Consider the following 12,144-nt stretch of genomic DNA (forward strand, 5'->3'; position numbering starts at 1 on the left):
AACTCATTCCTTATAAGTTCTCAAGCTGTTTTTAAAAGCCCTCAAGCTCATAATCCTCGCTTTCGATATTGAACGTCTTCTTTTTCTCCGGCTGGGTCTTCTTTTCCTGCTGAGCAGGTTTCTTGGTTTGTGGAGTCGTTGTCTTCTGCTGTGGTATGGATGGGTTCATACCCTGTGGCTGTGCTTCTGTATGGATCGGCATTTCATATTCTTCGGACTGTTGGAGGTTTCGTAGGCCGTCGTCTTGCAAGCTATCGGGCTCTTGTGGCTCTGTCATCAAGCTTTCGGGTTCGTTGAGCAATTGAAGAGTTGAGGGCTTGATGGGTGCAAAGTGTACGTCGTAGAATTTTTTGTAGTCCTCATAGCTGTATGCCACTCCGATGAGCGGTAAGTTTTCCGTGCTGATAATGAATGGCCGTGCTTTGCCCATAAGTTTCAGTATCGGTGTTTGTGCGAGGAGCCCGCGTGAGTATAGCAGTGCCTCGTCATAGTTTCTGAAACCGGAGACACGCAGGCGATGCAAGTAGTTGTCGTCATCGATAGCGATGTCGAAGTCTCGCACCAGATAGCTGGTGAAGTTGTATTTTGCTACTTGGTAGAGTAGCTTGTTTTCGTTGACGGAGCCCGGCTGATAGGCGAGCATGAATACGAACTGCGTATTTCGCTCAGGGCTAAGAGGTTTGGCCTTGAGCTGAGCACTGTCGCTGAGTGTCTTATTGCGTATGGCCCATATGTTGCCGATATCGAAACGTGCGCCGCGCAGCCGCTTGCCGCTCTTCACTCCATTGATAATCATGCCTGCGATCTTTGAGACTTCGCTCCCAGGATATTTCTCCACGAGTGTGTTAAGGCCTCTCATGCAGCTCTCTTCGTCTCCTTCGTTGAGTCGTCCGAGGGCACCAACAAAAAGAAATTTATCTCGATTGGCACCTTCTGGGAAGCGTTTCTCCGAGAGTGTCACGTTGGCATCCACTTCGCGATATCGGTCAGCCTTGAAAGCGTCGTAGGTCGCCGCATAGATGGAGTCTTCAATATGAGCGCCATAGCGTGCGTTGGACGCATAGTTGGGATCGGAGAGCAGCGCGGTCCACTCACTGTTGGGATATTCGGCTTTCAGACTGTCCACATAGGTCTCGGCCCGTGTACTTTGTCCTTTTCTCGAATAAAGCAGGAAGAGGTGGTAGAAAGCGTTGTCCTTATGCTCATAGTTCGGAAATTGCCTAACGAGGCGTCTCAGAGCTTTTTCGCTCAACGACAGGTTGTCGAGCTTGTCCTTGAAAATGACGCCGCTGTTGAAGAGTGCATCGGCCAGGGCATCGTTGCTGGACTTAAGTTGCTCTGGGGTGAGAGGGATCTGTGCCAGATAATAGGCGCGTTGGTGTGGGTCGTCGATGGCTTTGCCGGAGATGCGTTTTACCGAGTCGCTCTGTACTTGTGCATTGAACAGCGAGTCACGCTGCGTGTCGATCATCTCAGTCATGTCGTTGGAGGCCTGTTTGACGATCGACTTGTTAATTCGTTGCCAGTTGTCCACGTTTTCACGCTTACCCCACAGTCTTTGGAATTGCAGTTTACCTTGAGTTACTGCCGCAGAGTTGTAGAAGTACCACTCAGCAGATTGCTGGCTGTTGCTGGCTGGTCTTTGCACAGTGGAGCGGTTTTGACCTGATGTCTCCATGTCGGGGTCGTTTTCGCCGTTTTGCTGTGCTTGGGCTGCGGTTTGCTCCTGCAGGGCTCTTTTCTCCTCTCTCTCTTTCTTTTTCAAGGCTTCAATGATGCGGTCGATGGCCATATCGCGTTGTCTCTCGTCCATTCTTGCGAGGCTTTGCAAAGAATCTTGTAGATGGATGGCATCAGTGTAGGGTACCAGCTCATCGAGCACGGTGGAGCGTTCGGAGAGCTGACGGTAGGCTTTATTGTCTTGATCAGTCATGCCCAAGGCTGCGTTGTAGCACCGTCGGGCATCTGCATAGTGCTCTTTCTCCCAATAGAGGTTTCCGAGTTTCAGGAGCAGAGTGCTGCGCTCAGCGCCCGATCGGGTTGCCTTCTCATTGCCCTTCTCGTAGGCGACAATGGCTTTGAGAGTGTCTTTCCTTGTCAAACAGATGTTGCCAATGGCAAAATATACCTGGTCAAGAAAGTCCTTATTCTTGTCTGACTTTGTCATTCTCTTGAGCTTGGCTATCATTCGGTCCGATTTCGTAATACCCATCACCTCTGTACGTGCGATGCGTGCGTTAAACTCCAGCTCATAAGGAGGATTCATGCCTATTACCTTTGTGTAGGCTCTATAGGCTTCTTTGTCTCTTCCTACGGCCTGACATACCTGTCCCATGAGAAACTCTTCGCGTGCCTTCTGTTTTCGCCTCATTTCATACCGGATGACATTTCTCAGATGAGGGATGGCTCCTTGATAGTCGCCGGTGAGCAGACAGTAGTCGGCCAGTGTATAGTTCCAGTCCTTGCTTGCCTGCCAGGGAATGGAGTCTCTACGGCTGTTGCGGATGACGTCCTCCGCATCGTAAGCTTGACCATTTTCTATATAGCTCTTAGCCAGCCAGGCCTGTGCTTTTGAAAAGATGGCGGGCTGTGTGCGGTAGAGCATGCTCATATAGGCAAAGGTGGAGATGGCGTTGTCAAAGCTCCCCTCATGAAACTGTGAACGGCCCATGAGCATCCAGGCTTTCCAAAGAAAGGGATTATACTCACGCCTTGCGAGCCACTCACGGTCGCGGTCTGTCTTTTGCCGGTTGCTATTCCATTGGGGCCGCTGTTTGATACTGAAGCGGTCAATAGCTTTCTCTGCCTTGAGGATGGCACGGTCAAAGTTGGCCTTACCCAGCTCACGGCTACCTTTGTTTCCCACAGTATAGAGCGGGATCATGGCTGTATAGTTGTCTTTGTTTCCGTTTTCTTTCTCCATCGATCCGTCGACGTAGGCCATGGCGCCATTATAATAGGTATTGTAGCGTGCGTTGAAGGCCTTCCACCATCGGGTAGAGGCGGTGTTTTTCGCCGAGGAGCAACCCGCCATCACGATGATGCCGGTTGCCGCTATGAGAAGGAGGGTTATCTTATGAAGAGGCGAGCGAAACATATTCATCTTTGATACTGTCGGGCATATTGATGCCCCTGAGAATAAGACTTCGGTTCCACGCTTTCACTTCCTCGGGGCGTAGTGTCTCCAGCACTTCGGCAAACAGTGTGGTTTCTTCCTCATTGAAGCTGTCGGAGGCTCTTCCCTTGAAGGTGTCGAGCTCGTCGTCGTCGAAGTATTCCACGGGCTCAGTGGCTGCCTTCATCATGCATTCCTGCTCACACATCATGTTATCGGGTGTACAGCGGCTGCAGTCGCTCTCGCCGATAACGATCTCCTGGCTCTCACCCCGTCGGTAAGAGCGATAACCTAGCAGGGCGCAGAAAAGTCCCAGCACTATGAGGGATAGAAGCAGATACCACATTATTGTATTTCTAAATATAGAGTTATTGATTATTCTTATTAGCTTGTGTGAAATACATTTCTCCATGTCTGTTGCTCACGGAGAATGACTATTTGTCCCATTATGCACTTCACACTTCCTTAATCTTGAATCCCACTTCTCTTAGATCTTTCCAAAAGGTGGGATACGACTTGGAAACTACTTCGGGATGATTAATTCTTAGTCCGGGAATATTGATGGCCAAAGGTGCCATGGCCATGGCCATGCGGTGGTCTTCATAGGTGTCGATAGGCTCCATGGTGGCCTCATGCTGTTTGCCGTCCCACTGCATCTCGGTGTCATTGATGATCTGGATATTGAATCCCAATTTGTGTAGTTCTCTGCGCATGGCAGCCAGCCGGTCGGTCTCCTTGATACGTAGACTGGCAAGCCCCGTGAAGTGGAAGGGTACGCCGAGGCCGCAGCAGGTGGCGATGACGGTTTGGGCCAGATCAGGGCAGTTGATGAAGTCGTAAGTCAATTGCAAAACGGGTTCAAAATGTCGCGAAAGATTCACGGTGGTAAGTTTACCCGAGTGTGTCTTTGCAAATGTTGTCCTTACACCGAGCAGCGAGAAAATGTATTTCACCACGGAGTCGCCCTGCCGTGAGCTGTCCTCCAGCCCATCCATGCTCACGTGAACTTTACCGATTGGGTAGAACGAGGCCATTTCATACCAGTAAGAGCTTGCACTCCAGTCGTTTTCGATGAGGTAAGCGGGTCCGCTGTATGGTTTGGGTTTCACCTCGATGATGTTGGGACTGGCCCAATCCACATCGGCTCCGAAGCCGTGCATCACGTGGATGGTGAGGTCGATATAAGGTCGTGAGACGATTTCACCTGTCAGGTGCAGGGTCAGTCCTTGTAGGGTCACGGGGGCGATGAGTAGTAGGGCGGAGATGAACTGTGAGCTTACATTTCCGGGTATCTCCAGTCTTCCTCCGAGTAACGGGTGCCCACTGATGCGGAGTGGCGGGAAGCCCTCTTCTCCGACATAGTCTATTGTGGCTCCCAGCATGCGAAGAGCGTCCACCAAGGCGCCGATGGGGCGGCGGAGCATTCGTTCAGAGCCAGTAATGGTGTGCTCTCCCTGAATGACAGAAAGATAAGCGGTCAGGAAGCGCATGGCGGTGCCTGCAGCTCCCACGTCGATGGTATCAGGCATATCGCTCAGAGCATTGATGACGGCACGCGTGTCGTCACAGTCGGAGAGGTTGACGGGCAACTCTCCGCCGCCAAGAGCATGGATGATGAGTGCGCGGTTGCTGATACTTTTCGAGGCTGGCAGGTTGATGTGTGCCTCAAGGTTCGCGGGAGGGGTAATTTCGTATGTAGTCATGACCTGTCTGTCTTTGATTTGTGGTTATTTGATAGTCGTTATCTTGATGTCTACCGGTCCGTTGATCGTGCCGGCTCTTGTCGTGCGGTACTTCTTCGGCCCTGGGATAAGGGGTGAGTAGTAGAGTACGTGGCGGATGCGCTGCTTTTGCTGGGGTGTGATTTTGAAACCCAGGCTGACGCTGTAGTCCATGATGTCTTCTGCCTGATACTGGGCGCTGTCGCATGCATTGCGCTTGAGCAGGGGCTCAAGATATTTTTGCTGATTTTGTATTTCGTATTTTAAATACTCCTCATATTCATATCGGTTGTAGGAGTGAGTGTCGGCGCAGTAGTCAGTGTCGGCACACGAGTCAACGGGCTCCACACTGTCGTTGCCGTTTCCGCCCCGTCTCTCGGTGAACACGTGAAAGAGTCCGAGGTAATGTCCCAACTCATGAGCCAAAGTTATCACGATGTCGGTACTCGTATAGGTCTGCATTGTGTGTGTAGGGCTGGTATAGCGGTCGCTCTGGTAGTAGCCGCCCCCAGGCGCGGTGTTGGCATAGAGGCTGTTGATAGCCGAGCAGTAGGCAAACCGCAGGTTTGTTTTCTTCACGTTGGACGTGGACAAGGTCTCCAGGCCTTCCAGCTCATGGTCTCCCTTGACCGACTGGGGCATGTGAGAGATGCCTAAGGTGGTTTGACCGTTGTGGGTGGCCTTGAAATTAAACATCATTATATTGATGTAGTTGTTGGGCTCCCATATGTATTTTACGTTGGTACCTGTATTGTCGGTCATGAATTTCTGCACGTCGATCGGATATTCGTCGGTGTATTTTACATAGTCCACCCCGGGATGGGCAAGGCGCCTGCCGCTCTCATCTGTGGTAGCAAGCACAAACTTGATGTTCACGTTCTCGCTTTGTCCGTAGATGCCGCCCTGGTAGACTTCATTGATATATTGCAGTAGATTGCTCAGCCGCTGATAGGGAATATACTGGCTGGGGTCGTTTTCGTTGTTGTAGAGCACGTGGAAGATGACAGGCAGCTCATAGATGTAGCTGTCATTCAGCTCCGTGGTGTCAACTTCCTTTGTGGTGTTTGTCGCCTTGGAACCATTGGCTATCTCTTCCGAGCTGGAGCATGCGGCCCACAGAAGGACCGTAAAGAGAAGTAGTATGGTGTATTTACTCATTATCATGTCTTCTTGGACTTGCAAACTTACATAAAATTTGTGGATTTTACATCAGTTAGATAAAAAAAATGTGGGCACCTCGCAACTTTCCGCTTCAACTATGGGAAAAGGACGTGATTTCAACGTGTACAAAGATGTTTTCCTCTTTGCGTTATTTTCCAAGTTCTGTCCACGAAGTGCCAACTTTTTTAGGGGGGGGGCAGACACTAATCCAAAAGTTGAAGTGTACACCAACATTCTCTAACCATTTTAATGGGACTTGATATTTTTTATTTGGAGTGTATTTTTTAACGCATTATACAAAAGTTCTTTTTTGGAAGGCAAAGATGTCGGCGGAGATAAAAGGCAATGACTTGTTTATAATTCATGGGATTCTGATCGGACTTATGTCTAAAGACAGGGATGCGACAGGTATGCCGGAGGTTTTCCCCCTGTTCAGTAGAGTTGACAGTGAAGTACAAATTCAACACGGCCCCATATGCGTTACGGCACGGCTTGTCTGCAAATGTGATATGAATACTTTGGCAGGGAAGTGTAGGATGATAGAAATGCGTTCTGAAGTACGATTATTATACTTAGAGTAAGCAAACAAAAAAAGTATCGGAGAAATTTGGCGGTTTCAAATAATCGTTGTACCTTTGCAGTTACATTTAAAGAGCGGGATTTAGCGCAGTTGGTAGCGCACACGTCTGGGGGGCGCGAGGTCGCTGGTTCGAGTCCAGTAATCCCGACTTTTAGTGAAGTAAGCGGTTGGGTTCCAATCGCTTACTTGTGTTTTAGATACGATCTGTCGGTGGCAAACGAGATCTCAGCAGAACTGCAAGCTTAATCACAAGTTCGTTATACTTGCATCCCCAAGTAGTTCGGAAAGCAATTTGTTTTGTTCCTCTGTCAGTCTTACAGTTTGCTCTTTTTTTATTCTTCTCCGATTTGGGACTTCTAAGCTCCGATCTGGTTGATTTCAATTTCTCATTCGCTTCAGCTAAGTCGTTATTAGCCTTGTTAAGCTCACGTTCCAGTTTGGCAATTTCCCTATCTTTTTCGCTTTTCCTTGCAGTCATTCCCTTACAGTTATATATTGAATTAATACTATAAAGATACTGAATATCAGTGAGATAAGCAACAATATAATATATATTTACTTATTGATAATATATCATAATGCGCAACACACCATAAATAAGCCCCTTAAAACGGTTATGAAGTTATGAACAAACTTGACACCCTACTTTCAAGTTTCGTCGCATCAAAACCACTGATCGGAGCGAGGGCGGATCGGAGGTAATCATTCCTATCATTCCTCCTTTACAACAGATATTGGATGAGATAGTGGCAGAGCCCAAACGGGATACTCTCGTTTTCCCCAAGATCTTGGATGGAGTGACAACGAAGGTTGAGAAGCGTGTACGGACTTCGGCAGAGAACTCCAACATCCAAGACCGTGTGATTCGTATCTGCGAAGATGTACTGAAATGGGAAGTGCGTCCTTCTGGAACATGGTGCCGTCACTCTTTTGCCACCAATCTCCACAATGCTGGTGTAGACATCAACTACATTTCTGAGAGCATGGGGCATGCCTCGAATAACAACTCTGTGACTGAACTCTATATAGAGTACTATCCCTTAGAGAAGCAGATGGAATATAACTCCTTGCTACTGAATGTCGGCGACAAGAAGAGATCACGGAAGGAACTACTGATGGAGCAACTGTCATCAATGTCGGCAGAAGAATTGCAGAAATTACTTGCTAAAGCAAAATAAAAACAACAATTCTACGTTTAAAATATATCTAAAGATGGCTATTGGCCACCTTTGAAAACAAAAAAGCTGATAGAAAATGAGGAAACTAGACCAGTTATACCAGAAATGGTTAGCTTTGCAGCCACTGACTGAGAGAAAGCAATATCTCCTGAGCCAAAGATTTACGGTTGATTATAACTTTAATAGCCATGATTTCGAGAGTTGTATCCGAAATGCTGTCTCTATCGGTGGTGACAGCGATACGATTGCTGCTATGGCAGGAGGAATTGCGCAAGCTACTTATGGACTCCCGAAAGCTCTATCAGGCTTATTGCTATGGATTACTGACACCAGAGCTTCAGCATATTCTTGATGACTATGAAAAATTGATAAATATGGAAACAAAAGATCCTTTCAATCTTGAGCGATTTGTAAAGATGCAGGAATATGACTATGCAACTGCACTGGAAGAAATGAAACGCGGGCATAAAGAAAGCCATTGGATTTGGTGTATATCTTCCCCCAGTTGCGTGGTCTCGGTCACAGTAGCAATTCCTGGATCTACGGTATCGCTGATGCTGAAGAAGCAAAGGCTTATCTGGATCATCCAGTTCTCGGTAAACGGTTACGCGAGATAACGATTGCGGTATTGTCTCATCACGGAGAGGATATCTATCAGATCATGGGAAGTGGAATTGATGGCATAAAACTTTGCTCATCTATGACCCTCTTCGATGCTGTCTCTCCGAATGATATCTTTGCTCAGGTCCTCGCTACTTTCTTTGGTGGAAAACGGGATGTTAGAACATCAAACTCTATATCCACAACAATCAAGTATAAGTAAGGGACAATCGGAACTTATATTAAAGAAAGAGTTCCGATGGGATGGTATTCTTGGGTATTGGGATATCCCCATGAAAAGGTGTAAATGTAAGACAAGACAACGCGTTTTGTCTGACATTTACACATCTTGCACAAATATAGCTATCATACAGCTGCTATTTTTCTTATCCCCTCTAAGCGTTTAATGAAAGACTTATTTCGTTTAGCCACTAACATATCGTATTGCGCCTGAAGCCTCAGAAGAGGCTCTGCATCAATATCAAGTGCCTTTGAAATAAGAAGAGCCATCTCCGTATTTAAAGGTCGCTTGCCATTAAGCACCTCGTTAAGTTGACTATATGATACACCTATCTCAGTGGCAAGTTTCCGTTGTGGAATGCCACGATATTCGATCTCATCCTTAATGACCTCCCCTGGATGCGTTGGCTCAAACGGCTCAAGATTATTGGCTATCATATTGTCTTTTATTCCGTCAATGTGAATCATATCTATTTTATTTATAATGGTTACTTAACTCAGTTATTTCACATATAGAGGCAATAGTCTCCCCATCTTTAACGAACTCCTCAAATTCAATTCTATATTGGTCATTGACTCTGACAGAGGAGAGCCCTTCCTTGTTTCCATGAAGGTGCTCATAATGAAGTGAACCATATTTCATAAGGCCAAGCACATTATCCTCTGAAATCATCAAATTTACGATTCGACCGTACTTTTTTATTATAGCAGGTTGGAGTCGATGTTTCTTGTCGCTCGATTGACCTCTTTCATAGAATTCCCTAAGGTACTCTTGCCTAAATGTTACTTGCATATCAAGATCTTTGTTGCAAAGATAAGGTTATTTTTCAATATTCACAAATTTGCGAATAAATTTCTTCCTAATTTTTTGCTTATGTTGAATCTTTATCGTACCTTTGTAGTCAAAGACAGGAACCGAATGAGCAGCGAGCGCCATCAAGTCTACTTGAATGGTCGAGTCGCGAGTGAGGAAGGCGAAAGCCAAGCCAAAGGAAGATATAGGAAAATCGACTTTTTGTTACTATTTCGTTACTTCAGCTATTCCTCTCACATCATAAAAAGCTCATAGTTAGGCAATTGATTTGTCTTGCAGACTTTTAATAATAACTAAAGTTTATATTTGTTCGGATTTTGCGGTGTGCCCTTACCAGCAGGATCCCCCACGGTATACCCTTCGAGCACCCTTCCGCCCATGTCCTCGTGGTCTCGGTCTACTCCCTGGTCTATTACCGCCACAGTTACGTATTCCCCATTGGTAATGACCTGAGCAGCGCTATAACGTCTGTATCCGGCTTTACTGATGCAATGATTCTGGGCAGCACATAGGTTTTCCCTCCATGATTGTCGGTATACAGCTGGGATGTATATTCTATCTCATTCTTGGCAAGTTTGGAGGACGGTACTAAGTAGCGGTTGCCCGACAGTACTTTGGGATTCAAGCTGGCAATTCTTGCCACGGCTCTGCTTCTCGTGTCTGGTGCTTGTTTGGCATTTATCTGAATGAGCACATCACTTGTGCTGTCCATGCTGAATATCACCATCTCGGACGCAAATTTGAAGCCTCGTTGAGCCGCCGCAAATAAAGGCAGCAGGCTCAACAACGTAATCATGAATCTCTTCATAGCTTATCAATACTTATCTATTGATGGATATTAGGAAAATGTCTGCATCGAATGCCCATACTCCAATCTGAATGCCTGTTCTGGGATATGCAGCCAGAATCTTAAAGGTAATGACATCACCTCGGTTTATTTCTGCCCCCTTCAGTGCCTTTTTGCTAAACAGCATTGCCAATCCTGCTCTTGTTTCCAAGCCTTCAACAATTTCTTTAGGCGCATTGCTGGGAATTGTGAGCAATACCGCAACTACTCCGTCAGATTGATCAACTTGGGCAATCTTTGCCGTATATACGTCAAGGTTTTCCTTTTCGTCGCTACAGCCTGTTGCCAGAGTCAGGGTCAAGAGCGCGAAAAACATAGTTAGAAGTTTTGGTTTCATATTCGTTGTATTAATTTCCGCTAAGGCCTTCCGCCAATAGTGATTGTCTATTATTTGTTATTTTGTTCTTTCTGTGTATATTAGTGCAGATCGAAGCCGGCATGGCACGTTTGTCATGCCGTAATCCCCTTTTTACACATAATATGCTGAATTGACGGCATAGATGAGTAGCCCCCGATAGGGTTAATCCCCATAGATTAGTCTTCCTACCGTACAACCCGATCCCAATATTAGCCTTCCATTCCTCCAGACCAACACGAAGACCTCTTTTGTTTGATGGTTAGGTTTGCGGTAGCATAGCAATGGTGTGGTCCATAGAACTTGCGTTTTCGGATGTGCTGCAAATATAGCAAATTTATTTTGAACCGTCAAAAAAAAACTGTTAATTTACCTCATCTGGAAAAAACTGTTGATATCCACCCACTAAAAACGGGGATATCCGTTCACTTTTTGTCTCGTTAGCCTAATGGCGGTGCAAAAATAGTCATTTATTTCGTAATGAGGAGCCTTTCAGCTCAAATCTTACTCCCGAGTGGACGATTCTGTCCAAGATTGCGTCCGCAGCTGTTGTGTTCCCGGTCAGGACACCGTACCAGTCGGCAACAGGTAACTGTGAGATGATGTATATAGCCTTGCGGCCGTGACGGTCCTCTATGATCTCCATGAGATCAAGTAGCTGTTGTCCGTCAAGGACCTTCACGCCAAAGTCATCGATGATAAGCAGGTCTGCCTGGGCCAGTCTGGCAAAAAACTTGTGCAGTGAGCTTGATATTCTCGCCAGCGCTGTCTCCTCGAAGAGCTTCATTACGTTGAAGTAGAGTACTTTGTAACCGTTCAGGCACGCCTGGTAGCCGAGAGCTGTCCCAAGCCAGCTCTTGCCGTCCATGTAGTACTGCGGCGACCGGTCACGGTATGCCTGTGAGTTGCTGGCAAGATGCTCCTTGACAAGGGTGTATTGTCCCGGACGGCGGTCACGTTTGTGTGTGCAGACTGACTTTCCGTCAACAAAAACCTTTACGAGTGTGCGTGTGTATATGACATGTGCCTCCAGCCCGATACATTGGTATGGTACGGAGTAATATTGCTTGTCACGACCGAGATAGATGCAGCAGTTCTGGGCGACTTTCAGATTCGTGTAATACTTTGTCTCGAAGTCCGTAGGGGGGGCAGTGGCAGCAGGTTGGACTTCTCTATGGCAAGGAACTGCAGGCAATCTTGACCAGCCCCTCGGCGTTCGGCTTGTCCTTTGGATGTACCGGCCGCGTCGGGATTACCACCGTGCCGTAGTGGTTGGCCATGTCCTCCATCACCTTGTTAATGGACGGAGTGAACGGCAATACTTCGTTTTTTAGGGTATTTTCTCGTAATAATTTATATTTGCTGTCAATTTGTACATGTTAAATAGAAATAAGCACAATCCCATACATCCGTTTCTAATAAAAGGAACATGTTGATTCCTCAGACGATTTGCTTCACTATCAGTTATCCGCATTACCAAATATCCAGCATAAAGAACTGAAATTATATTTTACAAAAGGCTTGATAAAGAGT

The 12,144-nt window shown here is 46.8% G+C and carries 13 protein-coding genes, 1 tRNA gene and 1 pseudogene; 5 read left to right on the forward strand and 10 right to left on the reverse strand.

The window, feature by feature from the left end; genetic code table 11:
- Nucleotides 1–31: 31 nt before the first annotated feature.
- The 4 genes from porW to PREMU_RS05515 form a co-directional block, all read right to left on the reverse strand.
- Entirely contained in the window at nt 32–3,097 is a 3,066-nt protein-coding gene (gene porW, locus PREMU_RS05500; protein WP_007573757.1) for a type IX secretion system periplasmic lipoprotein PorW/SprE, read from the reverse strand.
- On the reverse strand, nt 3,075–3,461 hold the full coding sequence (locus tag PREMU_RS05505) for a hypothetical protein (RefSeq protein ID WP_007573758.1): 387 nt from the start codon (nt 3,459–3,461) through the stop codon (nt 3,075–3,077). Before PREMU_RS05505 ends, porW begins: the two co-directional genes overlap by 23 nt.
- Before the next feature lie 109 nt (nt 3,462–3,570).
- Nucleotides 3,571–4,818: a 3-phosphoshikimate 1-carboxyvinyltransferase gene (locus PREMU_RS05510; RefSeq protein ID WP_007573759.1), complete on the reverse strand. Its 1,248-nt coding sequence runs from the start codon at nt 4,816–4,818 to the stop codon at nt 3,571–3,573.
- A gap of 24 nt (nt 4,819–4,842) precedes the next feature.
- Complete coding sequence (locus PREMU_RS05515) at nt 4,843–5,994, reverse strand: zinc-dependent metalloproteinase lipoprotein (protein WP_040558028.1); 1,152 nt, start codon at nt 5,992–5,994, stop codon at nt 4,843–4,845.
- Between the two features lie 658 nt (nt 5,995–6,652).
- Here PREMU_RS05515 and PREMU_RS05525 point away from each other — a divergent pair.
- A tRNA-Pro gene (locus PREMU_RS05525) sits at nt 6,653–6,725 on the forward strand.
- Nucleotides 6,726–6,770: 45 nt separating this feature from the next.
- Here PREMU_RS05525 and PREMU_RS05530 read toward each other — a convergent pair.
- A complete protein-coding gene (locus tag PREMU_RS05530) occupies nt 6,771–7,055 on the reverse strand; it encodes a hypothetical protein (protein WP_007573764.1) in 285 nt (94 codons plus the stop codon).
- Between the two features lie 169 nt (nt 7,056–7,224).
- Here PREMU_RS05530 and PREMU_RS05535 point away from each other — a divergent pair.
- The 4 genes and pseudogenes from PREMU_RS05535 to PREMU_RS05540 all read left to right on the forward strand — a co-directional run.
- A pseudogene (locus PREMU_RS05535) lies at nt 7,225–7,755 on the forward strand (tyrosine-type recombinase/integrase); the annotation flags it as partial.
- A gap of 76 nt (nt 7,756–7,831) precedes the next feature.
- Nucleotides 7,832–8,107, forward strand: coding sequence for an ADP-ribosylglycohydrolase family protein (locus PREMU_RS14475; RefSeq protein ID WP_083819217.1), 276 nt, complete (start codon nt 7,832–7,834; stop codon nt 8,105–8,107).
- A 22-nt stretch (nt 8,108–8,129) separates the two neighbouring features.
- Complete coding sequence (locus tag PREMU_RS15835) at nt 8,130–8,372, forward strand: DUF1810 family protein (protein ID WP_306420856.1); 243 nt, start codon at nt 8,130–8,132, stop codon at nt 8,370–8,372.
- Nucleotides 8,261–8,578 (forward strand): DUF1810 family protein, encoded by a 318-nt coding sequence (locus tag PREMU_RS05540; RefSeq protein ID WP_306420860.1) that lies wholly within the window; start codon nt 8,261–8,263, stop codon nt 8,576–8,578. The genes PREMU_RS15835 and PREMU_RS05540 overlap by 112 nt, the downstream gene beginning before the upstream one ends.
- A 143-nt stretch (nt 8,579–8,721) precedes the next feature.
- Here PREMU_RS05540 and PREMU_RS05545 read toward each other — a convergent pair whose 3' ends face one another.
- The 5 genes from PREMU_RS05545 to PREMU_RS15590 form a co-directional block, all read right to left on the reverse strand.
- Complete coding sequence (locus tag PREMU_RS05545) at nt 8,722–9,063, reverse strand: HigA family addiction module antitoxin (protein ID WP_007573766.1); 342 nt, start codon at nt 9,061–9,063, stop codon at nt 8,722–8,724.
- 7 nt (nt 9,064–9,070) lie between these two features.
- Nucleotides 9,071–9,388, reverse strand: a complete 318-nt coding sequence (locus tag PREMU_RS05550) for a type II toxin-antitoxin system RelE/ParE family toxin (protein ID WP_007573767.1) — start codon at nt 9,386–9,388, stop codon at nt 9,071–9,073.
- A 445-nt stretch (nt 9,389–9,833) separates the two neighbouring features.
- Nucleotides 9,834–10,217 carry a hypothetical protein gene (locus PREMU_RS05555; RefSeq protein WP_007573768.1) on the reverse strand — a complete coding sequence of 128 codons (384 nt, stop codon included), beginning with the start codon at nt 10,215–10,217 and terminating at the stop codon, nt 9,834–9,836.
- A 13-nt stretch (nt 10,218–10,230) separates the two neighbouring features.
- Nucleotides 10,231–10,593 carry a hypothetical protein gene (locus tag PREMU_RS05560; protein ID WP_040558033.1) on the reverse strand — a complete coding sequence of 121 codons (363 nt, stop codon included), beginning with the start codon at nt 10,591–10,593 and terminating at the stop codon, nt 10,231–10,233.
- 484 nt (nt 10,594–11,077) lie between these two features.
- On the reverse strand, nt 11,078–11,806 hold the full coding sequence (locus PREMU_RS15590; protein ID WP_007573770.1) for an ATP-binding protein: 729 nt from the start codon (nt 11,804–11,806) through the stop codon (nt 11,078–11,080).
- Nucleotides 11,807–12,144 lie beyond the last annotated feature (338 nt).

Origin of the sequence: Hallella multisaccharivorax DSM 17128, from assembly GCF_000218235.1 — a bacterium.
Lineage (GTDB): Bacteria > Bacteroidota > Bacteroidia > Bacteroidales > Bacteroidaceae > Prevotella > Prevotella multisaccharivorax.